This is a genomic window from Geoalkalibacter ferrihydriticus DSM 17813 (genome assembly GCF_000820505.1).
GTDB classification, from domain to species: domain Bacteria; phylum Desulfobacterota; class Desulfuromonadia; order Desulfuromonadales; family Geoalkalibacteraceae; genus Geoalkalibacter; species Geoalkalibacter ferrihydriticus.
On sequence record NZ_JWJD01000001.1, the window covers coordinates 844383 to 869348 of the forward strand.

Sequence of the window (24966 nt, forward strand, 5' to 3'; positions counted from 1 at the left end):
ATCCGGCAAAGGAGCTGATCATGGCGAAAAAATCCGCGGCCTTGGGCCTGGCCCTGTTGGCGTCCCTGCTCATTTTTCTGGCTGCCAGCGTTCACGCGCAGGACGATCCCCTCGAATCCTGGCGACCCGCTTTTGATCCCAGCGGCGCACAATTCACTTACCTGCTGTCTAACATCGATCATCCCGCCATCGAAGGGATTGCCGTCGGCTACCGTATTCGCGACAAGGTGTGGGAGCGCTCCGAGGGACGCCTCTACGTGGATTTTCGCCCCCTGGCCCAGCTCGGTGGGGAGCGTGACGTGCTGCAGAAATTGCGCCTCGGCGCCATCCACGGCATGATGTGCTCCTCGGTGGCCGCGGCCAATCTCAGCCCGCGCCTCGGCATCGTCAATCTGCCCTTTGTCGTCGATTCTTTCGAAAAGCTCGAAACTTTCCGCAACACGCCCGAGTTGTTCGACGCGTTCGCCGCCGCGCCCCACGCCCAGGGAGTGACCGTGGTGGATTTTACCACCTACGGCGGTTACGGCTGGGCCACGACCACGCCCGTTGCCAGTCTTGAGGACGCAGCACGCATCAACTTCCGCATTGCCGAAGCCCCCGTGAACACCGACCTGTACCGTGCCTGGGGCCTGAGATTCACGGTCATGCCCTGGCCCGATGTGCACCAGGCCCTGCAAACCGGGGTGATCAGCGGCCTCGATCATACCCCTATTGTTTGCAGCATCACCCGCAAGTTCGACGTGGCACGCTATTTCACTCCCCTGGACTATGCTCAGGGACTGTATATCCACATGATCAACCGGCGCTGGCTCGAGCGCCTGCCCGCCGATTTGCGCGAGATTCTCCTGACCACCATCGAGGAGGAAAGCGCTGTGGCCCGCGAGCGCGGGCGTACCCAGCACGAAGCGGAAATCGCCAAGGCGCGCGCGGCCGGCGTCACCTTTCTCGAACTGCCCGCCGCGGACCGCGAGCGGCTGCGCACACTGGCTGAGCCGGTCTATGAGCGCTGGGCCGAGCGTATCGGTCCTGAGTATCTGCACCGGGTGCGCACCCAGCTTGCCGACGAGTAAATCTCAAGAAAAGGCTTTTTTTAAAACGGGGTTTGTTTTATGCTGTTGGCGTCCTGCCGCGGCAGGTAAACAACCCTTGGGAAGGAGTTTCGCGGTGAAAAAGATTTCGTCAGCAATTTTGGTTTTTTTGATAATGGTCACGGGGGCGGCGACGGTTTCGGCGCAAGAAACCAGTGATCCGCTTTCGGCCTGGCGTCCGGCTTTTGATCCCTCGGGGGCGCAATACACCTACATCCTTTCCAATGTGTCGCATCCCGGTATCGACGGCATCGGTGTCGGCTATCGCATTCGTGACAAGGTGTGGGAGCGCTCCGAAGGGCGCCTGTATGTTGATTTTCGCCCCCTGGCGCAACTCGGCGGCGAACGCGACGTGCTGCAGAAACTGCGCCTGGGCGCCGTGCAGGGTATGATGAGTTCATCGGTGGCCGCGGCCAATCTCTCCGATCAGCTCGGAGTGGTCAATCTGCCCTTTGTGGTCGATACCTTCGACAAGCTCGATAGGTTTCGCGAGACGCCCGAACTTTGGGAGCCGTTCCGCGACAGCGCCCTGCGCCAGGGCATCATGGTGGCCGACATCACCGGCTACGGTCCCTACGGCTGGGCGACCACCACCCCGGTGCGCAATCTCGAAGAGGCGGCGCGAGTCAACTTTCGTATCGCCGAAGCGCCGGTCAATACCGACATTTATCGCGCCTGGGGGCTGAGATTCACGGTCATGCCCTGGCCCGATGTGCCCCAGGCCCTGCAGACCGGTGTAATCAACGGCCTGGACCATACCCCCATCGTCTGCAACCTGACGAAAAAGTTCGATATCGCCAAATCCTTCACCGAGATCAACTATGCGCAAGGCCTGTTTGTGCATCTCGTCAACAAGCGCTGGTTCGATCGCCTGCCCGCCGATCTGCAGGAAATCCTTCTGGACACCATCGCCGAGGAGAGCGCAAAATCTCGCGTCGCCACCCGCCGCCAGCACGATGAGCAAATCGCCGCGGCCAAGGCCGCGGGGGTCGCGTTTTATTCATTGTCCGACGAAGAGCGTGAAAAGTTGATCGAGATGGCCGCTCCGGTTTTCGAGCGCTGGGGGGCGCGCATCGGCCCCGATTATCTGGACAAGGTCCGCGCTACCCTGGAGCCCTGATCGCGCGTCTGTGCATTTTGACCTCTTAATCAACCCAGGCCGGCCGCTTGCGGCGACCGGCCCTTTTTTGCGAAAATCATGTGGAAGAAATCCGCCCGAGCTATTGACAAGACCCTGGCCTTCATCGAGGAGTGGAGCTTGTTCATCGCCGTCATGACGGCCTTGATCGTTGCCCTCGCCAACGTGTTCCTACGCAAATTTACTCCCATAAGTCTTTACTGGTCCGACGAGGTGGTGCGTAAGGTCATTTTTTTCACCACCTACGTCGGCGCTGCCGCAGCGATTCGCAGTCGCTCCCTGATACGTGTCGACGCTCTGCCGCAGCTGTTCCCGGTGCTCAAGCGTGGTTTGACACTGCTCAGCCACCTGGCTGCGCTGTTTTTCGCCGGCATCATGGTATGGCTCGGCTGGCAGATGACTCTTATGGCCTACCATGACACCTTCGCCCGCACCTCCACCCTGCAGATCGCCGAATGGAAATTCTACGCCGTGCTACCCGTGGTCGGGGTCATGATATTCGTGCGCAGCCTCATCGTCATGGTTGAGGACTGGCAGGGAGGCCCCGCGAGGGAATAAGCGCGCATGGAAGCTTCTCATCTCATTATTCTCGCTCTGCTGCTCGGCTCCCTGGCCGCGACCGTCCCCGTGTTCATGGCTCTGTTTTTTACGGGCCTTTTCGGTTTAAGCGTGGTGGCCGGCATCGACCCGCTGATCGTGGTCGAAGTGCTCTATCGCAGCATGGACAAGTTCGCCCTGATCGTCGTGTTGTTCTTCGTGCTGTGCGGCAACATCATGACCACCGGCACCATCGTGCAAAAGCTGGTCAAGACCGCCAATGTTCTGGTTGGATTTCTGCCCGGCGGGCTGGCCATGGCCGGCATTCTCGCCTGCGGTTTTTTCGGCGCCATCTCCGGTTCAACCGTCGCCACCGTGGTCGCCATCGGCGGTTTCATGATTCCGGCTCTGGTCCAGCACGGCTACCAGGAGCGCTTCAGCGTCGGGGTCATGACCACCGCCCCGATTCTCGGGGTGATCATCCCGCCCTCCATCGCCATGATCCTCTACGCCATGGTGACCAACGATTCCCTGGAGGCGCTGTTTCTCACCGGCTTCATCCCCGGCATTCTGATCATGGCCGCCATGTCGCTCTATGCTTATTTCGTGTGTCGCAAGCAGGGGGTGCCCTGTCAGCCGCGACCTACGCTGCGCGAGGTCGCCGCGGTGCTGCGCGAGAGCATCTGGGCGCTGCTGCTGCCGGTGCTGATTTTCGGCGGCATCTACTCAGGTTTTTTCACCGCCAACGAAGCGGCGGTGGTCGCTTGCTTCTACGCTTTTTTCGTCGAACTGGTGATTCATCGCGACATGAAAGTGCGCGACGTCAAGAAAGTCGTGGTGTCCTCGGCCGTGACCTCGTCGACCCTGCTGATCATTGTCGCCGGCGCCTCGGTGTTCGGGGAGTACCTGGCCTTTGAGCAGATTCCCGGCCAGATCGCCGACGCGGTGGTGTCCAACATCCAATCCCAGTGGGTGTTTCTGCTGGCGGTAAACATCCTGCTGCTGGTCATCGGCATGTTTATGGACATCATTTCCGCCACTTTGATTCTTACTCCTATTTTTCTGCCCCTGCTGTCGCAGTTCGAGGTCGACACCCTGCATTTCGGTCTGATCATGACCATCAACCTGGGCATCGGCTACTGCACGCCGCCCCTGGGGGTGAGCTTGTATATCTCCGGGGCCATGGTCGACAAGGGCGTGCTTTACGTCTCGCGGGCGGTGCTGCCTTTTATCCTGATTCAAATTGCGATTCTGTTGCTGCTGACCTTCTGGCCCGACCTGGCGTTGTTTCTGCCGCGCCTGTTCTACGGCCACGGCGGCTAGCTTTTTTCACCGCAGAGAACGCCGAGTCCGCTGAGGGTTTTTTTACGGATTTTCTCATCGTTCTTCGCGACCTCTGCGGTGAAGGCGGTTTTTTTGCATGTGTCACGGGAGGATATCGATGGAAATTAAAATTCTTCTGCCCCTCGACGATGGCGAAACCTCGCGCCGCACCGTTGAATTCGTGCTGGCCAACCGCGAACGTTTCTCCGTGCCTCTGACCCTGTTGCACGTGGTCAATATCGACAAGCTGGCCTACCGCATGATTCCCGATTTCCAGATGAGCATGGTCAAGGAGCGCGCGCAGGCCGCCGGTGAGCAGCTGCTGCATAAATTGATGGAGCCTTTCCTCGCCGCCGGCCTCAGGGTGACGCCGCGTCTTGAAGTCGGCAACCCGCGCGAAGTGATTCCGCGCATCGCCGACGGCGAGAATTTCCAGCTGCTGGTCATCGGTCGCAGCCACATGGGGGAGATCCGCGATGTGCTCTTCGGCGCCGTGGCCAACTATGTGGTGCACCGCGTCAAGTGCCCGGTGCTGCTGGTGTGACAGGGGCCATGCGGCACATGGAGGTACGCTCCTTGACTAATCATGTAGGTATTGATATATTCGCATGATAAGAGAAAGGGGGAACCGATGAGTGATGTGTGGATTATCCTGGCTATTGTCGCTGTCTGGTTCGTTGTGAACCGCTGGGTGCTGCCGCGCCTTGGCGTATCGACCTGAATCGCGGACAGTTGCAAGCCTCCCGTGGGGAAGGCAAAAGAACGAAAATCTGATGAATGAAAATTGGGGCGGCCGGGAGGCCGCCTTTGTCATAGATAGGGCGAGAACAGTTTGAAAAAGCAGGTGCTCAGGCGTCGCGGCAGGCTGCGGCTGTCAACTTCGGCGATGCTCAGGCGGTGGGAATGGCGGATGACCTCGTTGCAGTGGGCGACGAGGTCGGCGACCAGGGAGCGGCTGTAGATTTCCAGATTGAATTCGAAGTTGAGGCGGATGCTGCGCGGGTCGATGTTGGCCGAGCCGACCAGGGCGTACTCGTCGTCGACCAGCAGCAGCTTGCTATGCACAAAGGGCGGCGGCATCAGGTAGATGTTGATCCCGTAGCGTACCAGTTCCCAGAAATAGGCCTCGGAGGCCCAGGCGACAAAGGGCAGGTTGTTTTTGCTCGGTAGCAGGATATCGACCTGCACTCCACGCAGCCCGGCGGCGTTAATGGCGGAAATGAGGGCGCGATTGGGAATGAAGTAGGGAGTCATGATGCATAGACGCTTGCGCGCGCTGTTCAGCGCGCCGACGATGATCCAATGCAGCATTTCGTAGTCTTCGTTGGGGCCCGAACTGATGCCCCGAGAGAAGGCGTCACCGTCTTCGAGGGGCTGCGGCAGGCTTCTCATGAACAGACGTTCCTTGGTACAGAACCCCCAGTCTTCCATGAAGGCTTCCTGCAGGTGGGCGACCACCGGCCCCTCGACCTTGAAATGAACATCAATCACGCGCTGCGAATTCTCCTGGCGGGCGGCCAGGTATCGATCGCCGATGTTCATGCCGCCGGTAAAGCCCAGGCGATCATCGACGACCAGAATTTTTCGATGGTTGCGGAGATTGAAATAGATCCCGCGTCCCGAGAGCGACGGTGGCAGAAATCGCGCCACACGCACCTTGGAGCCGCGCAGCAGGCTGCGGGCGGCGGGGTAGGTATAAAGCTCGCCGAGGGCGTCAACCAACACCCGCACCTCGACACCGCGATCGGCGGCTTCACTGAGGGCGGCGATGAACTCACGGCCGCTCTGATTGGATTCAAAAATGTAGGTGGTCAGGTGGACCGTTTCCTGCGCCCCGCGAATGGCTTCAAGCATGGCGGGATAGGCCTGCTCGCCGTTGTGCAGTGCTCTGATGCGGTTTCCGGGGATCAGGGGGCGGCGGGTGACGTGGTCGGAGAGGCTCAGCAGCGCGGAGAAATTTTCCTGACGAAAGGGCAGGCTGGCGGAAAAGTCAGCGGACCAGGAACAAACTTCCGGCTCGACCCAGGGCATGCCCTCGCCACGGTTCTGCCAGTCCCGCGCACGGATGCGGATACGATTGACGCCGAAAAACCAGTATGAAAGTGGGCCGATGACAGGTAGCGCCAGGCAAGCGACGATCCAGCCCAGGGCCGCGCGGGGGTCGAGTTTGTTGAGTAGGGCGTGGCCGGCGCTGAGAACCCCGAAGGCGGTTATCGCGAACCAGATCAGCGTGTTCAGCACCGGGCCCCCTATCGTATGGAAACTTCACCGGGCCCCATCGGCGGGGCCCGGCTTGGTCGAGAGATGGTTAAAACACTAAAATAAAGTTTTTCAATGTTACCAGAGCAAACGCCTGCGTCCACTTATTTTTTTGAACCTGCTCAGTATGCACCGCAGGGGGCGGCGGCACTCTCGGACGTTGCAGCTGAGCCGCTTTTTTTATCGTCGCAGGTTGGTGGCGCAGCGCGGACAGGTCAGCATGCTGGTCGAGGGGACACGGTGACCGCAGGTGGGGCATTGAAAAAAATATTTACAATGCTTGCACTGGATTTCTGAAAGTCCCTGGCGTTTTTTGCATTTGGGGCAAATGCGGTACATCTTGCGCTTGTCGATGTAATCGAGAAACAGCAGACCGCAAAGCGGGCAGGTCTCGATGCCGCGACTGGTGATTTTGGCTTCGCAGTTGGGGTTGGGGCAGACGAAAACCGCCTTGCAGGCGCTGCACCAGTATTTGCCTTTTTTCGGTTCCTTGCAGACGGGACATTTTTCCATGATCAGGCACCTCGTGGGAGACAGTCGTTTCCTCAGGCAATTCGACCTGCGGGGTCGCCGAGACCCGAAAAAAAAACCGGGTCCCACCGGGACCCGGTTCGGGATGTACTTTGTTTAAGGCTCAGTCGATTTTCTCAAAAGCGTTTTTGCCGGCGCCGCATACTTCGCAGGGTCCGGTCGGTTCCGCCTCGAGAGTGTGACCGCAGACTTGGCAGACATAGTAATCAACGGCCGCGTTCTTGCCCAGATTGTCGAGGGCCTTTTGGTAGAGGTTGGCGTGAACCTTCTCGACGGTATTGGCGAACTTGAAGCTGCGCAGGGCTTCGGTGAGGCCTTCCTCTTCCGCCTCGGTGATCATCTGCGGATACATTTCCATGAACTCGTGGGTTTCTCCGCTGACTGCTTCACGCAGATTGTCGGCGGTGGTGCCGATACCCTTGAGGGCACGCAGATGAGCGTGGGCATGGACGGTTTCGGCGGCCGCGGCGGCGCGAAAGAGCTTGGCGACCTGGGGATGGCCTTCCTGGTCGGCTTTTTTGGCAAAGGCCAGGTAGGTCCGGTTGGCCTGGGATTCCCCGGCAAAGGCTTCCTTTAGATTTTTTTCGGTCTTGCTTCCGGCAAGCTCAGCCATGGTAATGCATCCTTCCGTTGCGAATTGTCTTATTGTCTTAAGGTCGCCGTGGTGGGGCCAGGCGGCGTCAACGCACCCATTGTAGCCATTGGGGCGCGCTTGTCAATCGCCATCGCTTACTTCAGAATCCTCTCGATGTCCTGCGAACGGCCGATAAACACCAGCAGGTCACTGTCCTTGATAACCTGATCGGGAAGTGGCAGCAGGGTGAACTTGTCGGTGAGTACATCGCGAATGCCGATGACGGTGATTTGCAAGCGTCGACGCAGATCAAGTTCGGCGAGGGTTTTGCCGATAAAGGCGGCCGGCGGCCCCGCTTCGGTAATGGAATAGCCCTCGCCCATGGGAAGAAATTCCAGGATGTTGGGCATAGAAAGATTGCGGGCGATTTTGCGCGCCATGTCTTTTTCTGGAAAGATAATCTCGTCGGCCCCAATTTTTTCGAGAATCCGGCCATGGTCTTCGCTGATAGCCTTGACCAGGATGTTGCCTACCTTGAGTTCCTTGAGATAGAGGGTAATGAGGGTGGCCAGGTGCGAGCGCTCGCCGGTGGATACCACCACGCCATCCATTTCTGCAAATCCCTGGCTGCGCAGAAATTCGCGGTCTGCGGCATCGGCCATCAGCGCAAAGGTGCAATGTTCCTGAATGCGTTGAATCCTGTCTTGGTCGAGGTCGACAGCCACCACTTCATGACCCTCCTCGTAGAGAGCGCGGGCCACATGGTGACCAAAGTTGCCGAGTCCGATGACCCCGAAGCGTTTGCGTTTCATAAATCGTTCCTTCTGGTTTTAACCGATCATGATGTTCTCCTCGCCGTAGCGCAAGGGCTTTTGCCGTCTGCGGCGCACGATGGCGAAGGCAACGGTGAGCAGGCCGACGCGGCCCACGAACATGAGGACGATAATGATCAATTTGCCCGCATCGCCGAGCTCTGCGGTTGCGCCCAGCGACAGCCCCACGGTGGCAAACGCCGAGACCGCCTCGAAGACATAGAGGAGAAAACTCTCTTCGTGGGCGATTAAAGGCTGAGTCGGCATCTGCACCGCCAGCAGAAAGAAGATCGAGGTGCCGAGCAGCACTAGGGCGAGCAGCACCAGCGACAGTGTTTTGGTCACCTGCTCCTCGGGGATGGTGCGATGCAGAATGCTGGTATGGGGTGAGCCGCGCAGTCGACTTAAGAGAGCGGCGAACAGTACCGCAATGCTTGTGGTTTTGAGGCCGCCACCGCAGGAGCCGGGCGAGGCTCCGATGAGCATGAGAAACAGCATCAGCATCAGGGTCGCTGGATGAAACAGGCTCAGGTCAAAGGTATTGAACCCAGCGGTGCGGGCCGTTACCGATTGGAAAACGGCAACCCAGAGACCCTCGAGCGCTGTGCGGCCGTGCAGCGAGTTGCCCGACTCGAGAAGAAAAATCATCAAAGCGCCGCCCAGGGTCAAGATGGCGCTGGTCCACAGCACCAGGCGGCTGTGCAGGGACAGGCGCCGCCGGCTGCGACGATTCCGCACCCAATTAAAAAGTTCGCAAACCACCAGAAAGCCCAAGCCCCCCAGGGTGATCAGGAGCATGACCGTCAGATTGGTCAGGGGATGGGCCGCATAGCTTTCAAGGCTGTCGGGAAACAGGGCAAAGCCGGCGTTGCAGAAGGCGGATACGGCATGAAACACGGCATGATAGATCCCTTGTCCCCAGCCCATCTCGGGCACGAAGACCAGGGCGAGCAGCACGGTCCCTGCAAGTTCGATGAACAGGGTAAAGATTAGGATCGTGCCGAGCAAGTCGCGCAGCGAGGCGACGGGCGTATGTATCAGGGTCTCATGAATGATCCAGCGTCCACGCATACTGACGCGCCGGCCGAGGTAGATAAACAGTAATACTGAGAACGTCATGATTCCCAGGCCGCCGATCTGAATCAGCACCAGCACCACCAGTTGCCCGAACAGGGAAAGGTCGCTGCCGGTGTCGACAACGACCAACCCGGTGACGCATTGGGCCGAGGTGGCGGTGAACAGGGCATCAAGCAGTGACAAGGGCGCGCCGCGTGAGGCGGCGGGCAGCGCCAGCAACACTGTGCCCAGGGCAATGGCCGTCAGGTAGTAAAGAATCAGGGCGGTGCCGGGAGAGAGTTCGCGACGCCGCAAGGCGCTGAGCTTCATAATCGGGTTCGCGATTCAAGATGGAGAGCGGGAGCGCGCGCTGGTTGTTTCGACATATCCTTAGCCCTTCCGGGGATGGAGATGCAAGGAAAAAATCAGCGGGCGGCGACGCTCTTTTTCAAGCCCTCGAGAATTTCGAGGTGGCGCTCCTCAGCGGCGAGAATGGTGCGCAGGATATGGGCCAGGGGCTCACGCCCCAACTTTTCGGCCTGGGCGATGCGTTGACGATAGCGGCTGATGGCGTCCTTTTCTCCCCGCTGGTCTTGGGAAATCAGGGTGCATGCATCGCTGCCGGTGCGGGCGCCGGGCGTGCGCACATCGGGTACGCCACCCAGACGGCGAATTTGTTCTGCGAGGATCAGGGCGTGTGCCAACTCCTCGCCGGCCAGGTCTTTGAGGCTTTCCCCAAGATTCGGCGCCTGGGGCTGGAGCATGCCGAAGTGCTGAGAGTATTGAATGACGGCCAGATATTCCAACCGCAGATCACGGTTGAGCAGCGTGATAAATTCATCCAGAGTGAGGTTCACCGCATTCTCCCTAAAGCTGTAATTATACCCTTTCGTTGCAAAAAAAGCACGAGTGCTCGCGCTAAGTGGGCGCTGTGCTTGCCGGATGGAGGGAAAAGGATTAGAATCATTTTTGTCGAAGATGCCACGAACTCAGCCGTCTAGGGAGATCCTGCATGAGCGAATATCGTCTGGAAAAAATCGAAAAAGACGTCGTCTTGTTTCTGGTCGACGGGGTGGTGCTTGAAGGAGTGGTGTTCCTGAGCGCCTTCGCCTACGGCCACAGTGGCCGCCAGACATTGTTGGAGTTGCTGCGCGAAGTCGAGCGGTTTCTGCCTTTTCGTGATCGCGCCGGAACGCTGCGGCTGATCAATCGCGAAGCCATCAGCCATGTGCGCCACGTTCCTCAGGCCCAACCGGAGTCTGCGCCCCTGGGCGAAGAGGTCGGGGCGCGCCTGGTTTTCTTCGGCGGCGAAACCCTGGAGGGGAATATTACGCTGGAAATGCCTGAAGACAAGAACCGCATCAAGGATTTTCTCAACAGCGCCCCGGCATTTTTTCCCCTCTCCTCGGGCAATACCCATTACATTATCAACTCCCGCCAGATTCATCAGGTCATTCCGCTCTGAACAAAAAAGGCAGGCCTTGACGGCCTGCCTTGGGAGCTGAACGGAGATGGGGCGCTCAGAAGCGCGGACTGTCTCCCGGGAGACTGCCGCCCGCGGTGAGGGTGGCGGTTTCCTCCTGCATGACGATTTCGTAGGAATCCTTGAGCTTTTTGGTAAATAACGTGCCCAGCCATAAGGGGCTCCACACCACGCCAGCGGCCATCCATTTGGCGCGTTCACGCCCATCGACCTCGTCGGTTTTCACCCGGTAGTTTATCTCTTGATAGCCCGCCTTTTCCAGACTTACCTCCAGGCGCTGGCCGGCGCTCAGGCTGTAGGTGTAAGTACAAGGCGTGACGCCGATCTTTTGTCCGTCGATGAAAACGACTGCTCCTTCGGGCTCGGAGATAAACAGCGCCTGCTGTTTGGCACAGGCCGACGTGAAGAGCACCAGGAAGATGATGGCGATACATTTCTTCATCAGGCAAAACCTCGGGCGGCTGGGGGAAATGGGGCAAAAGGCAAAGTCGCTCATATTGAGCCGGGTGTGAGAAAGTTCTGCAGGGATTGTGCCCAGCGCGATGGGGCACTGAAAAAACTTTCGCGACAACCGCCGCCATCTTGAGTTGTTCAGACATTCCAGGCAGTTGTCTGAAAGAAAAAAAGGTGGAGAAAATAACTTGATGGCCGCGGGCTGAGGAAGAGTGACAAGATTTGGTCGGGGGGCCTGGAAAAATGGCGGCGAATATGCCACAGCTTCCAGCAGGGGCTGTACTGTGGTTGCCACAGTTGCAGTCGCGGGCTAAAGATTCAGATAGGCGCGCAGGTAACGGCCGGTATGCGAACGCGAATGACGCGCCACTTCCTCCGGTGTGCCGCAGGCGACCAGCTCGCCGCCGCGGCTGCCGCCTTCGGGGCCGAGGTCGATGACGTGGTCGGCGGTTTTGATGACATCGAGATTGTGTTCGATGACCACCACCGTGTTGCCGGCATCGACCAGGCGTTGCAGAACGTCGAGCAGTTTCTGTATGTCGGCAAAATGCAGGCCGGTGGTCGGCTCGTCGAGAATGTAAATGGTGCGCCCGGTGGCGCGGCGACTCAACTCTTTGGCCAGCTTGATGCGCTGCGCTTCGCCGCCCGAGAGGGTCGTGGCGCTCTGCCCGAGCTTGATGTAGCCGATGCCGACCTCACGCAGGGTCTCGAGCTTGGTGCGGATGCGCGGAATGTTTTCGAGAAAGGCCGCCGCCTGGTTGACGGTCAGGTCGAGTACCTCGGCGATGCTTTTGCCTTTGTATTTGATTTCCAGGGTTTCGCGGTTGTAGCGCGCGCCGCGGCACACCTCGCAGGTGACGTAAACGTCGGGCAGAAAATGCATTTCGATCTTGAGGATGCCGTCGCCCTGGCAGGCTTCGCAGCGTCCGCCCTTGACATTGAAGGAAAAGCGCCCCGGTTTGTAGCCGCGCATCTTGGCCTCGGGCAATTGCGCGAAGAGATCGCGGATGTCGCTGAACACCCCGGTGTAGGTGGCGGGATTGCTGCGCGGCGTGCGGCCGATGGGGGACTGGTCGATGTCGATGACCTTGTCGAGGTGTTCGAGCCCGAGAAGTTCAGCGACTTTTCCGGATTTTTCCTTGCTGCGGTAGAGGCGCTGGCCGAGGGCGCGAAACAGGGTGTCGATAACCAGGGTCGATTTTCCCGAGCCGGAAACTCCGGTGACGCAAGTGAAAACACCCAGGGGAATCTGCACGTCGATGTCGCGCAGGTTGTTGGCCGCGGCCCCTTTGATGGTGAGAAAACGCTGGCCGGTGCGGCGCCCGGACGGGACGGGTATCCGCAACGCGCCGCTGAGATAGCGCCCGGTGAGTGAGGCGGGATCGGCGAGAATTTCACGGGGGCTGCCGCTGGCCACGATCTCGCCGCCATGCACTCCGGCTCCCGGCCCCAGATCCAGAATGTAGTCGGCTTCGAGGATGGTTTCCTCGTCGTGCTCCACGACCAGCACCGTGTTGCCCAGATCGCGCAGCTTCTTGAGGGTGTCGAGCAGGCGCCGGTTGTCGCGCTGGTGCAAACCGATGCTCGGTTCATCGAGAATGTAGAGCACCCCGGTGAGGGACGAACCGATCTGAGTGGCCAAGCGGATGCGCTGGCCTTCGCCGCCGGAAAGCGTGGCGGCGCTGCGATCCAGACTGAGGTAATCAAGGCCCACATGGGCAAGAAAGGACAGGCGCGCGCGGATTTCCTTGAGGACTCGGCGGGCGATTTCTGCTTTTTGCGCCGGCAGTTCCAGTTCGGCGAAAAAGGGTTCAGCCGCGGCGATGGAGAGCGCGCAGAGTTCGCGGATGTTTTTCCCGCCGATGGTCACGCACAGGGCTTCGGGGCGCAGCCGCGCGCCCCGGCAGCTCGGGCAGGGCATGCGGTTCATGAAGCGCTCAAGGCTCTCGCGCACGGTTTCCGAATCCGATTCCCGATAGCGGCGCTGCAGATGGGGAATGACGCCCTCGAAGGGTTTTTCATAAAAATGGCGTCGGCCGCCCTGGTCGAAGAAGAAACGGACTTTTTCTTCCCCCGAGCCGTACAGCAGCACCTGGCGCAGAGCCTCGGGCAGTTGGGCAAAGGGCGTGGTGACGGAGAAGGAAAAGTGCTCGGAGAGCGCTTCAAGAAGCTGCTGGTAGTAGACCCCGGTGCGCGTTTCCCAAGGAATGATGGCCCCTTCGCGCAGGGACAGTTCGGGATTGGGTACCACCAGTTCGGGGTCGAAGTAATTGCGTGTGCCCAGGCCGGCGCATTCGGAACAGGCGCCGTGGGGATTGTTGAAAGAAAACATGCGCGGTGTGATTTCGGGCAGCGAGACCCCGCACTCGATGCACGCGTGACGGGCGGAAAAGAGCATGGATTGTTGGGGCAGAGGCGCGGGCAGGGAGGCTTCATGCGGCGCCCCGCTAGGTGGGATTTCCACCCGCACCAGGCCGTCGGCCAGCTTCAGAGCGGTTTCCAGGGAGTCCGCCAGACGGGAAGCGATGCCGTCCTTGATCACCAGGCGATCAACCACCACTTCCAGGGTGTGCTGCTTGTTCTTGTCGAGAACGATGGGTTCGCTCAGCTCGAACATTTCGCCGTCGATGCGGATGCGCACGAAACCCTCGGCGAGCAGTTGCTTGAGTTCCTTGCGGTATTCGCCCTTGCGCCCGCGCACGATGGGTGCAAGTAGCAGCAAGCGGGTTTTTTCGGGCCAGGCAAGAATCTGGTCGACCATCTGCTGCACGGTTTGCGCCGCAATCTCGCGTCCGCAGTCCGGGCAGTGTACGGTGCCGGCGCGCGCGAACAGCAGCCGCAGGTAGTCATAGATTTCCGTGACCGTGCCGACCGTCGAGCGCGGATTTTTCGAAGACGTTCGCTGCTCGATGGAGATAGCCGGAGAAAGTCCCTCGATGGATTCGACATCGGGCTTCTGCATCTGTTCGAGAAACTGGCGGGCGTAGGCTGAGAGGCTCTCGACGTAGCGCCGCTGTCCCTCGGCATAGATGGTGTCGAAGGCCAGACTCGATTTTCCCGAACCCGAGACGCCGGTGATAACAACCAACTGGTCACGGGGGATGTCGACATCGAGATTTTTGAGATTGTGCTCGCGGGCGCCGCGGATGCGGATGAATTTATTCATGTTCGATGAGAGCCTTACCCTGGGCGATGAGGTCTTCGGCGGTTTGGGCGAGCGGCGCCTCGGCGTAGAGGCGCACCAGGGGTTCGGTGCCGGAAACGCGGATCAGCAGCCAGGCATCGCCCTCGAGCAACCACTTGATCCCGTCGATGCGGTTGGTGCTGCGCACCTGCCGTCCACACAGAGTGCGCGGATTGAGTTCGGTGATGCGCCGGCCCATGCCGGCGCAGTTCATGGCGGGCAGCGCCAGGCTCTCCTGGCGATAGTGCAGCGGTCCGAATTGGTCCTGCAGGTTGTCACAGAGTCCGCTCAGGGTGCCGCTCCCCGCGCCCATGGCTTCGAGCAGCAGCAGGGTGGCCAGTTGGCCGTCGCGGTCGGGCAGATGAAAGGGAATGCCCGGCGCGCCGCTCTCCTCTCCGGCGATCAGCACCTGACCATCGAGAATCGCTTGACAGGCGTGCTTGAAGCCGATGGCTGTTTCGCTCAGGGGCAGGTTGTGCGCGTGGCAGATGCGATCGATGAGATGGGTCGTGGAGGCGGATTTGATCACCCGTCCGCGCTGTTTGCGTGTCTCGACGAGATGACGCAGAAAAATGGGAAAAAGCTCCTGGGAGCCGCAATAGCGACCCCTTTCGTCCACGGCCGCCAGCCGATCGCCGTCACCGTCGGTGGCCAGGCCGAGGGCCGCTTGGCCGCTGAGAACCAGGGCCGTCAGCTCACCAAGATGGTCGGCGCTGGGGTTGGGCGCATGGCCGTCGAAGGCCGGGTTTTCATCGCCGCGCAATTCCACAACCTGAAAACCGGCGCTGGTGAGCAGCGGTGCCAGAACTCCGGCCGCGGCCCCATGCATCACATCGAGGGCCAGCCTGCGAGGTGCGCGGCGCAACGCTGCGGGAGGGACAAGCTGTTGCAATTGGCGGCGGTACCCGGCGAGGCCGTCAAAGGTCTCGATGGTGCCGGGCGACAGGGGCCGTCGGTTGCCAAGGGGGCCGCACAGCAGCTTTTCGATGCGCGCGGTAACTGCCGGACGCGCGCTGCCGCCGAAATATTCTTTGAGCTTGAGGCCGTTATATTGGGGGGGGTTGTGCGAGGCGGTGATGATGATGCCCGCTCCCGCGTGTTTTTCGCGAACCGCCCAGGAAACGGCCGGACTCGGCAGAAACTGATCGGCAAGCCACACCTTGAGTCCGCGTTGTGCCGCGGTTTCGGCCACCTCGAGGGCAAACGCCCGGGATTGAAACCGCCGGTCGAAACCCACCACCAAGCCGCGTTCAGCAAGGTTTTCCTCTTCAAGGTAGGCGATGATGGCCCGGGTGACCTGTACCACCCGCTCAAAGGTGAAATCGCGCGCGATGATGCCACGCCAGCCGTCGGTGCCGAAGGTGGGGCCACTCATGAGATCTGATCCGCCATCTGCGCTGCGAGGCGCACTGCCGCCGCAAGGCTGGCATGGCTGGCACGACCGCTGCCGGCCAGGTCGTAGGCGGTACCGTGATCGACGGAGGTACGCACGATGGGCAGCCCCAGGGTGAGGTTGACGGCATCGTCAAAGTGCAGCAGCTTAAGAGGAATCAGACCCTGGTCGTGGTACATGCAGATCACCGCGTCATGGCTGCCCTGGCTCGCAAAATGAAACAGGCTGTCGGCGCTGTGGGGGCCGTCGGCGGCAAGGCCCTCGGCTTGGGCCGCAGCGATGGCGGGAGCGATGATGCGCGTTTCTTCGTCGCCGAACAGCCCGGATTCTCCAGCGTGGGGATTGAGCGCGAGAACTGCCAGGCGCGGCTTGGGCAGGGCAAAGAAGCGTTGCAGGTGGGCATGAGTGATGCGCAGGGTCTGTAGAAGGCTCTCGGTGGTCAGGGCGCTGGGAACTTCGCGCAGAGCCAGGTGAGTTGTGACCAGGGCCACCCGCAGACGTTCGCCTGCAAGCATCATGACGACCTTTTCCACCGCGCAGCGTGCCGCGAGCAGTTCGGTATGGCCGGGAAAATCTCCGCCGGCGGCGCGAATCGCAGCCTTGTTAATGGGGGCTGTGATTATTCCTGCCGCTTCGCCGGCCAGGCAACGCGCACAGGCCCATTCGATGTAATCGAGCATGGCCTGGCCGCAGGCTGCGTCAGGGGCGCCGTATTTCAGGCGTAAGGGATCAAGCTTAGAGAGGGCCGCCACGCCCAGCTCACGCTCACCCAGGCGCAGGCGGTGGGTGGCCAGGCCTTCGCCGGGGGCAATTTCGCAAGATTGGCCGTAAATGGCGGCCGCTTGCCGCAGAATCGCGACATCGCCGGCGACCACCAGGGGTCGCCGCAACGCATCGAAGGTTCCGGCCAGCAGGGCCTTGAGGATGATTTCAGGGCCGACCCCGGTGGGATCGCCCTGGGTAATGAGCAAGGGTTGCATCATGGAGATCCGTCCAATCCGGGCTCTCGCCGCTCAGATGCGGATGTCGATGAAGGCATCCTTTTTCAGACCGGCGCTCCACTCGAGAAAGCGCTCCTCGCGGTTTTCTTCAAGCAGCTTCTGGCGAATTTCTTCCTTGACCGTGTCGAACTGACGGATCGGCCCGGGGTTGCGCGAATCGACTTTGAGAATGTAGAAGCCTTCGGGGTTTTCGATCAGCTCGGCGACTTCTCCGCCTTCCAGGCCGGCAACGGCGCTTGCGAAGGCCTCGCTGAGTTCGTCCTCGGTAAAGGTGCCCAGCTCCCCGCCCTGCACCCCCGGGTCATCGGCAAAGATAAACAGGGTGGAGGTGAAGTCTTCGCCTTTGCGCAGCAAGGCCAGCGCTTCCCGCGCGCGATCGCGGATCGCATTGACCTCAGAGGTTGAGACACGGTCGTCGCCGGGGATGGCAAAAGCGATATAAGAGAGAGTGAGGGTCGGGTTGCCGCGATAATTGTCGATGTTCTCGCGAAAGTAATCGCGGACGTCCTGGGTGCTGACCTCGACTTTGCTTTGGACCTCGTGGCCGATAAGCTTAAAGCGCAGAATCTGCCGCCGCAGTCTTTCGCGATAGCCTTCCAGGCTCAGACCCTGAGCTTGGAGAGCTTGCTGCAATTGCTCCCGGGTAATCTGGTTCTGCCGCAGCACATCGCTGATGGCCTCTTCGAGTTCGGCATCGGAAACGGACAGGCCCGTCTGTTTTACGCGCTGAAGGACCAGGGCTTCATCGATCATCCCGTCGAGAACCTCCGCGCGTAGTTTCTGGATTTCTTCCGCAGGCAGGTTGCGGCCGCGGGCTTCGGCGGCAAGCAAGGAAGTCAACTCTTTTTCAAGTTGATAGGTGGTGATGATGTCTTCGTTGACCACCGCGGCGATTTTTGTCAGGACCTGAGCGGCGGCGTTGCCGGCACATAGCAGCAGGCCGGTGAGCAGGAAAACCATTGCGTACTTCATGTTAGATTCCAAGTCTAGGGTTGCGCGGCTGCCATCCCGGCGTATCGCGCGCGGTTAGAGCAGCTGCCAGTTGACGTCAATGTAGGCGTTGGCGCCCAGTTCCATGAGCCACTCCTGGTAGGCCTGTTCCTCTTTGGCGCGGCGCAGAGAGTCGACGATTTCCGGGGTGGCTTCCTCAAGGGACAGGTGGCGGGCGGGGCGTTTGTCTTCGACGAGGAAAATGTGGAAGCCGTAATCGCTTCTGACCAGCTCGCTGAGAGTGCCCGCGGGCAGACTGAAAACGACCTCATCGAATTCGGAAGGCATTTCGCCCTCGGGGAAAAAACCGAGGTCGCCGCCGCTTTCACCCTCCGGGGAGAGAGAAAAAAGTTCGGCCATTTCGGCAAAATCGGCCCCTGTGTGGAGCTGCTCCAGGATGTTCTCGCCCTGTTCTTCATTGTCGAGGACGATCTGGCGCGCGCGTACTTGCTGGGGGCGGTCGAACTTGTCAAGGTGTTGCTGGTAATAGGTCTCGATCTCTTCCGCAGACACCTCGACGCGCGCGTAAACCGCCTGGGCAAGGGCTTTGTCGATGAGCAAGCGCTCTTCGAGGTCGCTGCGCCACTGCTGGAGGCTAGTGCCCTGGGCGCGCAGCAGGCTTTCAAATTCACCCTCGGGATAATCACGACGGTAATCGGCAAGAGCCTCGTCGAGTTCCTCGGTGGACACGCTCAGGCCGCGTCGCCGGGCCTCGGACAGGGCGAGCTCGCGATCGATGAGCTGGCGCAGGAAGGCGCGCTTGAGTTCGTCCTTTTCATCTTGGCCGAGGGTGTGATTGGGGGGAAGCGTCTGCTCGAACTGGCGGGTGAAGGACTCCAGGGTAACGGCGCGACCGTTAATCTGGAGCAATACCGGCGCCGACTCCGGGTCGTGGGAGCGTTCGCGGCACCCGCCGGCGGCAAGCGCCAGAGACATGGCGAGGGCCAGGGCGAGAAGCCGGGAGATCTGGAGGAAAGACCCGTTTTTCATAGGCATGAGGTAACAAATTATCATAGCCGGCAAAATCCCTGCAATTCTTTTTTGGCCAAGCGGAGAACCTCGCCACGGTCCATGCGGCCGATGTCGATGCTCAGGCGGTAGTCGGGTGTGAAGCTGCATCCGCCGCGGGGATCCTGCAAGCGGGCCAGGATCTGTTCCGGTGGCACCGGAGTGTCGGGTTGAAAGCCCAACAGCAGGTGGCGTCCGGTGTATTCGGCCAGCTCGACGCGCAGGCGCTTCATCAGCACCCGCAGCTTCATCACTTCAAGCAGCAGCAGCGCCGGCTCGGGCAGTTCGCCGTAGCGGTCGCGTAGTTCATCGGCCAGGGTGTAGATGGTGTCCTCGTCCTCGGCAGCCGCCAACTTCTTATAGAACACCAGGCGCTGGTTGGGATCGGGCATGTATTTTTCCGGAAGAAAGGCACTCAGTCCCAGGCGGATTTCGGGGTCGATCTTTTCTTCGCGGGCAAATCCTTTGAGTTCTGCGATGGTTTCTTCAAGCAGTTCGGTATACATCTCGAAGCCGATGGCCGCGATCTGTCCCGACTGGTTGCCGCCGAGCAGATCTCCGGCGCCGCGCAATTCAAGGTCATGGCTGGCGATACGAAAGCCCGCGCCGAGATCCGAGAGTTCTTGCAGAATGCGCAGCCGTTCGCGCGCATCGCGGGTCAGGGTCGCTTCGCCGGGAATCAGCAGATAGGCATAGGCGCGATGGCGCGAGCGTCCGACCCGGCCGCGCAGCTGGTAGAGCTGAGCGAGTCCGAAGCAGTCGGCGCGATTGATGATGATGGTGTTGGCGCGCGGTATGTCGAGGCCGTTCTCGATGATGGTGCTGCACACCAGCACGTTGCTGCGTCCTTCGATGAATTCGACCATGACCTCTTCGAGCTGTTTTTCGCCCATCTGTCCGTGGCCCACGCTTACTTTGGCCTCCGGCACCAGAGTCTGGACGAATTCGGCCATGGCGCCGATGGACTGCACCCGGTTGTGCACGAAGAATACCTGTCCGCCGCGGCGCAGCTCGCGCAGAATGGCGTCGCGAATCACGTCGTCGTCAAAGCGCGTGACATAGGTGCGGACCGCCAAGCGGTCGACGGGCGGGGTGTCGATGACCGAGAGGTCGCGCAGCCCGGCAAGGCTCATGTGCAGGGTGCGCGGAATGGGCGTGGCGGTGAGGGTCAGTACATCCACTGCGGCACGCATTTTCTTGAGTTTTTCTTTGTGGCTGACGCCGAAGCGCTGCTCTTCGTCGATAATCAGCAGGCCCAGGTCCTTGAATTTGACGTCGCGTTGGATGAGGCGGTGGGTGCCGATGAGGATGTCGACCCGGCCCGCGGCGGCGCGCTCCAGGATCTCGCGCACTTCGGCGGGGCTGCGAAACCGCGAAATCATTTCCACGGTCAGGGGATAATCGGCAAGACGCTCACGAAAGGTCTGCCAATGCTGGCGGGCGAGGACCGTGGTGGGGACCAGTAGGGCCACCTGTTTGCCATCCTCCACAGCCTTGAATGCGGCGCGAATCGCCACTTCGGTCTTGCCGTAACCGACATCGCCGCACACGATGCGATCCATGGGACGCTGCTGGGCCATGTCGCTCAAAACCTCATCGATGGCCTGTTGCTGGTCGGGCGTTTCCTCAAAGGGGAAGGCGGCTTCGAACTCACGATACAGGCGGTCGGGCGCGGAGAATTGGAAGGCTTCCGCCATTTCGCGCCGGGCGTAGATATGCAGCAGTTCGCGGGCCAGTTCCTCGGCGGCGGCGCGGGCGCGCAACCGGGCTTTTTCCCAGCCCTGGCCGCCCATCTTGTCAAGGCGTGGCGTGTGCCCTTCGCCGGCTACATACTTCTGCACCTTTTCGATGCGGTCGACGGGCAGGTAGAGTTTGTCGCCGCCGGCGTATTCAAGGTGCAGGAAGTCACCTTGCATCTGGTTGAGTTCAAGATGGCGCAGCCCCCGATAGATACCGATGCCGTGATCGGTATGCACGATGTAGTCGCCTTCGCGCAGCTCGGCCAGGGTCGAGAGCATGGCGCGAGCGCGTGCTTCAGAGCGCCCGCGGCGGCGTACGCGCGCTCCGAACACCTCTTCTTCGGTGACCACCGCGAGCCGCTCATCGGGCAGCCGCAGGCCGGCGGAGAGTTCGCCGAGAACCAGCAGAATTTCGCCGCGCCGGGCGTGGGCGAATCCCGCCGCGGGATCAAAGGGCAGGGCGATTTGGTGCTCGGCGAGCAGGTCGCGCAAGCGTTCGGCCTGGCCGCGCTGATGACAGGCCAGCAACACTTTCCAGCCCTGCGCGCGCCACTCTTGCAGGTGCTCGACCAGGGGGCGCAGGGTGCCGCCCTCCTGGCGCAGCGCCGCGCGCAGGTCGGCGTTGGCGACGGCATTGAAGCGGCAGCGGACGCGATCTTCCTGCAGACGATAGAGTTGCAGACCGCAAAAGTCGATGCGGGGATGGGGGCGCAAATTCTTTTCCAGGTCCGCGGCGGAGAGGTAGAGGGACTGCCATTCAGGATAGGGGTCGGCCTTGGCCGCGGCGCGCGCCGCGCCGGTCAGAGCTTCGGCGGCAAAGGTGTCGGCTTCCTGTTCCACCGCCGCCGGATCGGCCAGCACCCAGGTGCCTTGGCCGGCATAGTCGAAAAAGGTTTCCAGTCCCGGATAATTGAAGGGCAGCAGAAAGTGGCTGCCCGGCGGCAGCAGCCCCTCGCGCAGGGCTTCAAGCAACTGCTCGCGGCGCGACCGGGGAATGTCGAGGGCGTCGCAGCGTTCCTTAAAGGCGCGCGCGAAGGTTTCCCAGTGGCTCCCTGCGAGGACCAGTTCGCGGGCCGGAAGAACCATCAGTTCGTTGAGTTGTTGTTCGCGTGAACGCTGGGTTGCCGGGTCGAAGGGGCGCATGCGTTCGATGTAGTCCCCGAAAAATTCCACGCGGACCGGCTCGCTGCAGGTTGGTGGAAACAGGTCGAGGATGTCGCCGCGCACGCTGAAGGTGCCGCGATCTTCGCACAGGGGGGTGGCCTGATATCCGAGTTCGCTGAGCCGTTCAAGCAACGCCGCGCGTTCATACTCGTCCTCGGCGATCAGGCGCAGGCTCAGATCGGCGAGGATCGGGCGCGCGATGAGGCGCTGCATGGCGGCACGCACCGGCAATACCACCGCGCGGGCGCGCCCTTCAAGGAGGGCGAACAGGGTGGCGATGCGGCGCGCCTCGACCTCGGGATGAGGAGAGAGGGGTTCAAAGGGCGGCACCTCCCACTGGGGGAACATGCAGATCTGCTCAGGCTCGCCCCAGTAAAAAGCCAGATCGTCGGCCAGTTGCTCGGCGCTCTTCTGGTCGGGGGTGAGAATGAAAAGCGGCGTCGTGCTTTCACGCAGCAGGGTGCTGAGCAGGTAGGCGCCGGCCGAGCCCACCAGGCCGTGAACCTCCAGGCGGCGCGTGCCGCTCTGGATCTGCTGGATCAGAGAGCGGGTGGTGGCGTGAGCGATGTCAGTGGTGTCCTGAGACGGGTCCATGGCGCACAAAAGAGAAAGGGGGCGTGCCGCGGCACGCCCCTCCGGTGAGATTGCTGAAATCGGCGAATCAGTCGCGCGGTACGGCGAGCATGCGGTCGAGGGCCCTTTTGGCGCCCTCGGCGACATCCGCGGGCACGGTGATCTCCGGGCTCATGGTCTGCAAGGCGCGCAGCAGAGATTCAAGGGAGGTCAGTTTCATGTTGGGACAGATCAGTGTGGCGCTGGGCAGGATGAATTCTTTATCGGGGTTCTCTTTGCGAAGACGGTAGAGAATTCCCATTTCCGTGCCGACGATGAATTTTCTGGCCGGGTTGGAGCGCGCGAATTCGTACATGCCGCTGGTGGAGCAGATGTGGTGAGCCAGCTCCAGAATTTCCGGGGGACATTCGGGGTGAGCCATGAACAGGGCATCGGGATGCTCGGTCAGCGCCTGCTGGATCTCCTCCACCTTCAAGCGCTCATGGGTGGGGCAGTAACCTTCCCAGAGATGGCAGACCTTGTCGACGTGCCGGGCGATATAGTGGCCGAGGTTGCGGTCGGGAACCAGCAACACTTCTTCGGCGTCGAGGGAACGCACCACGTTGACGGCGTTGGAACTGGTGCAGCAGATGTCGCTCTCGGCTTTGACCGCGGCGCTGGAGTTGACGTAAGTCACCACCACGGCTCCGGGATGGCGCGCCTTCATGGCCCGCAGTCCCTCGGCGGTGACCATGTCGGCCATGGGGCAGCCGGCATCGGGACGCGGCAGCAGCACAATCTTGTCGGGAGCGAGAATCGCTGCGCTCTCGGCCATAAAGTGCACACCGCAGAACACAATCACGTCACGGTCGGTGCGCGCGGCCTCCATGGACAGCCCCAGGGAGTCGCCGGTGATGTCGGCGATGTCCTGAATCTCGTCGCGCTGGTAATTGTGCGCCAGGATCAGCGCGTTGCGCTCGCGGGCGAGGCGGCGAATCTCTGCTTTGATTTCTTCCTGGTTCATGGTCAACTCTTCCGATTCGAGAAAATGATGCGGTATACTAGAGTAAAAACCTTGATATGTCAAACCTTTATCAAGGATTTCCAGCTTGACAGACTCGGCCTTTAGGGCTATTCTCGGCTTTTTTTGAAGGTTGTTGGTAATTTTTCTGTAACTGTTCAGCATGCACCGCAGGGTACGGCGGCATCGCGTGCGGCAAAAACTCACCTACGGCTCAAACATTTGCCGCAGCACTCAACCGCCNACCGCAGGGTACGGCGGCATCGCGTGCGGCAAAAACTCACCTACGGCTCAAACATTTGCCGCAGCACTCAACCGCCGCACCCTGCGGTACTCTCGGACGTTGCCGCTGAATAGTTACATTTTTCTTTTCCCTCTTGAGAGGTTCTCAAATCATGTTCGGAATCGGCATGCCCGAGTTGTTGCTCATTCTCGCTGTCGCCCTGATCGTCATCGGGCCGAAAAAACTGCCTGACATCGCGCGTTCGCTCGGGCGGGGCCTGGCCGAATTCCGGCGCGCCACCGACGATCTGAAGAACACCATCAACACCGAATCTCAGGTCAGCGAAACCCGCGAGCGCTTGCTGCGCGAGGGTAAAATCAAAGTGCCCGGCGACGCTGAGGGGCAGGGTAAGGAGCCTGCCGACGAGCAAGCGCCGGACGCCCAAAAGGAGGCCGACGCTGCGCCGCAGCGTCCGGAGCCCGGCAGTATCGACCTGCCGCCGTACCCTGCCGAGGAGGCGCAAGAGCCTGGGGAAGAGCCGAAAAAGCCTGCCGACGCGTCGCAAAAGGATGCCACCCATGGCGGCTAAGGACTTGGCTCGCGATGAGCAACCCTTCACCGCCCATCTGGAAGAACTGCGCAAGCGCCTGATGATCGCCGCCGGCGCTTGGCTGGTGGGCTTTCTGGCCTGTTACGGGTTTGCCACCAAAATCTACGATTTTATTGCCGTGCCGGTTAAGCAGGCCTTGCCGGAAGGCAGCTCCCTGGTATTCATCACCGCTACCGAGCCCTTTTTCACCTATCTCAAGGTGGGAGCCATGGCCGGGCTCTTGCTTGCCCTGCCGGTGATTTTGTGGCAGATCTGGGGGTTTATCGCGCCTGGTCTGTATGCCCATGAAAAACGCTTCGCCATCCCTTTCGTGCTGGCCAGTTTTCTGTGCTTTCTAGGCGGAACCTATTTTGGTTTCTTCTTCGTTTTTCCCAATGTCTTCACATTTCTCATCAAGTTCGGCACGGGAACGGGCGATATCGACGCCATGCTGTCCATGGGTGCCTATCTGAGTATCTCCATCAAGTTGCTGTTCGCCTTCGGCATGGTTTTCGAGTTGCCGATCATTATGTTTTTCTTCGGACGCATGGGCATAATTGACCACCTGTGGCTGAAAAAAAACCGCAAATACGCTCTGCTGCTCGCCTTTGTCCTGGGCGCTATGCTGACCCCGCCCGACCTTATCTCCCAAACGGCCATCGCCCTGCCTTTTGCCGTGCTCTATGAATTGAGCATCTGGATCGTGCGCTTTACCGGAAAACGGCGCCCGCAGGCTGAGGAGGAGGCTGAGGAAGAACCTGCCGCAGGCGACTAACCAGCCAGCCGGCTGACCCGGTTGTTGGCGTTGCGCCGCGCCGGGTTTTTTCGTCGGCTGTCGTCGCGCCGGT

General features: G+C 60.6%; 22 protein-coding genes. 8 read left to right on the top strand and 14 right to left on the bottom strand.

All coding sequences use genetic code 11. From position 1 onward, the window contains the following. The first annotated feature begins 20 nt into the window (after positions 1 to 20). The 5 genes from GFER_RS04015 to GFER_RS04035 all read left to right on the top strand — a co-directional run bounded on the left by GFER_RS04015 (position 21) and on the right by GFER_RS04035 (position 4630). Positions 21 to 1070 (top strand): TRAP transporter substrate-binding protein, encoded by a 1050-nt coding sequence (locus GFER_RS04015; RefSeq protein WP_040096269.1) that lies wholly within the window; start codon positions 21 to 23, stop codon positions 1068 to 1070. Positions 1071 to 1164: 94 nt separating this feature from the next. Next, positions 1165 to 2208, top strand: a complete 1044-nt coding sequence (locus tag GFER_RS04020) for a TRAP transporter substrate-binding protein (RefSeq protein ID WP_040096272.1) — start codon at positions 1165 to 1167, stop codon at positions 2206 to 2208. Between the two features lie 78 nt (positions 2209 to 2286). Then, positions 2287 to 2784 carry a TRAP transporter small permease gene (locus tag GFER_RS04025; protein ID WP_040096274.1) on the top strand — a complete coding sequence of 166 codons (498 nt, stop codon included), beginning with the start codon at positions 2287 to 2289 and terminating at the stop codon, positions 2782 to 2784. A 6-nt stretch (positions 2785 to 2790) separates the two neighbouring features. Beyond that, positions 2791 to 4086 (top strand): TRAP transporter large permease, encoded by a 1296-nt coding sequence (locus GFER_RS04030; protein ID WP_040096277.1) that lies wholly within the window; start codon positions 2791 to 2793, stop codon positions 4084 to 4086. A gap of 118 nt (positions 4087 to 4204) precedes the next feature. Then, positions 4205 to 4630, top strand: coding sequence for a universal stress protein (locus GFER_RS04035; RefSeq protein ID WP_040096279.1), 426 nt, complete (start codon positions 4205 to 4207; stop codon positions 4628 to 4630). A gap of 266 nt (positions 4631 to 4896) precedes the next feature. On the opposite strand, the gene cls is transcribed toward GFER_RS04035, so the two are convergent. The 6 genes from cls to GFER_RS04065 all read right to left on the bottom strand — a co-directional run bounded on the left by cls (position 4897) and on the right by GFER_RS04065 (position 10175). Next, positions 4897 to 6327 (bottom strand): cardiolipin synthase, encoded by a 1431-nt coding sequence (gene cls / locus GFER_RS04040; RefSeq protein WP_040096281.1) that lies wholly within the window; start codon positions 6325 to 6327, stop codon positions 4897 to 4899. Positions 6328 to 6525: 198 nt separating this feature from the next. Continuing rightward, positions 6526 to 6858 (bottom strand): hypothetical protein, encoded by a 333-nt coding sequence (locus GFER_RS04045; RefSeq protein ID WP_040096284.1) that lies wholly within the window; start codon positions 6856 to 6858, stop codon positions 6526 to 6528. A 121-nt stretch (positions 6859 to 6979) separates the two neighbouring features. Further along, the gene (locus GFER_RS04050; RefSeq protein ID WP_040096287.1) at positions 6980 to 7489 is read right to left on the bottom strand and encodes a rubrerythrin family protein; all 510 of its coding nucleotides are present in this window, start codon (positions 7487 to 7489) and stop codon (positions 6980 to 6982) included. A gap of 116 nt (positions 7490 to 7605) precedes the next feature. Continuing rightward, positions 7606 to 8262 carry a potassium channel family protein gene (locus GFER_RS04055; protein ID WP_040096290.1) on the bottom strand — a complete coding sequence of 219 codons (657 nt, stop codon included), beginning with the start codon at positions 8260 to 8262 and terminating at the stop codon, positions 7606 to 7608. 18 nt (positions 8263 to 8280) lie between these two features. After that, positions 8281 to 9648, bottom strand: coding sequence for a TrkH family potassium uptake protein (locus tag GFER_RS04060; RefSeq protein ID WP_040096293.1), 1368 nt, complete (start codon positions 9646 to 9648; stop codon positions 8281 to 8283). 95 nt (positions 9649 to 9743) lie between these two features. Next, positions 9744 to 10175, bottom strand: a complete 432-nt coding sequence (locus GFER_RS04065; RefSeq protein WP_040096294.1) for a ferritin-like domain-containing protein — start codon at positions 10173 to 10175, stop codon at positions 9744 to 9746. A 155-nt stretch (positions 10176 to 10330) separates the two neighbouring features. Here GFER_RS04065 and GFER_RS04070 point away from each other — a divergent pair, with 155 nt between their 5' ends. Then, positions 10331 to 10783 carry a hypothetical protein gene (locus GFER_RS04070; RefSeq protein WP_040096295.1) on the top strand — a complete coding sequence of 151 codons (453 nt, stop codon included), beginning with the start codon at positions 10331 to 10333 and terminating at the stop codon, positions 10781 to 10783. Positions 10784 to 10838: 55 nt separating this feature from the next. Here the strand turns inward: GFER_RS04070 and GFER_RS04075 are convergent, their stop codons facing one another. From GFER_RS04075 to nadA, 8 genes are all read right to left on the bottom strand, one after another. Beyond that, positions 10839 to 11243, bottom strand: a complete 405-nt coding sequence (locus GFER_RS04075) for a PEGA domain-containing protein (RefSeq protein WP_040096296.1) — start codon at positions 11241 to 11243, stop codon at positions 10839 to 10841. 321 nt (positions 11244 to 11564) lie between these two features. Next, positions 11565 to 14420, bottom strand: a complete 2856-nt coding sequence (uvrA, locus tag GFER_RS04080; RefSeq protein WP_040096297.1) for an excinuclease ABC subunit UvrA — start codon at positions 14418 to 14420, stop codon at positions 11565 to 11567. Next, positions 14413 to 15813 (bottom strand): phosphoglucomutase/phosphomannomutase family protein, encoded by a 1401-nt coding sequence (locus GFER_RS04085; protein WP_040096298.1) that lies wholly within the window; start codon positions 15811 to 15813, stop codon positions 14413 to 14415. Before GFER_RS04085 ends, uvrA begins: the two co-directional genes overlap by 8 nt. Then, complete coding sequence (gene pdxA, locus GFER_RS04090) at positions 15810 to 16814, bottom strand: 4-hydroxythreonine-4-phosphate dehydrogenase PdxA (protein WP_139172031.1); 1005 nt, start codon at positions 16812 to 16814, stop codon at positions 15810 to 15812. Before pdxA ends, GFER_RS04085 begins: the two co-directional genes overlap by 4 nt. A gap of 30 nt (positions 16815 to 16844) precedes the next feature. Beyond that, positions 16845 to 17804: a SurA N-terminal domain-containing protein gene (locus tag GFER_RS04095; RefSeq protein WP_040096301.1), complete on the bottom strand. Its 960-nt coding sequence runs from the start codon at positions 17802 to 17804 to the stop codon at positions 16845 to 16847. 54 nt (positions 17805 to 17858) lie between these two features. Further along, positions 17859 to 18836 (bottom strand): peptidylprolyl isomerase, encoded by a 978-nt coding sequence (locus tag GFER_RS04100; RefSeq protein WP_040096302.1) that lies wholly within the window; start codon positions 18834 to 18836, stop codon positions 17859 to 17861. Continuing rightward, complete coding sequence (gene mfd / locus GFER_RS04105; RefSeq protein WP_052446050.1) at positions 18833 to 22327, bottom strand: transcription-repair coupling factor; 3495 nt, start codon at positions 22325 to 22327, stop codon at positions 18833 to 18835. Before mfd ends, GFER_RS04100 begins: the two co-directional genes overlap by 4 nt. A 67-nt stretch (positions 22328 to 22394) precedes the next feature. After that, positions 22395 to 23471 carry a quinolinate synthase NadA gene (gene nadA / locus GFER_RS04110; protein ID WP_082047826.1) on the bottom strand — a complete coding sequence of 359 codons (1077 nt, stop codon included), beginning with the start codon at positions 23469 to 23471 and terminating at the stop codon, positions 22395 to 22397. A 230-nt stretch (positions 23472 to 23701) separates the two neighbouring features. Between nadA and GFER_RS18125 the strand changes: the two genes are divergently transcribed. After that, on the top strand, positions 23702 to 24118 hold the full coding sequence (locus GFER_RS18125) for a twin-arginine translocase TatA/TatE family subunit (RefSeq protein ID WP_074669500.1): 417 nt from the start codon (positions 23702 to 23704) through the stop codon (positions 24116 to 24118). Then, a complete protein-coding gene (gene tatC / locus GFER_RS04120) occupies positions 24108 to 24893 on the top strand; it encodes a twin-arginine translocase subunit TatC (protein ID WP_052445941.1) in 786 nt (261 codons plus the stop codon). The genes GFER_RS18125 and tatC overlap by 11 nt, the downstream gene beginning before the upstream one ends. The last annotated feature ends 73 nt before the right edge of the window (positions 24894 to 24966 follow it).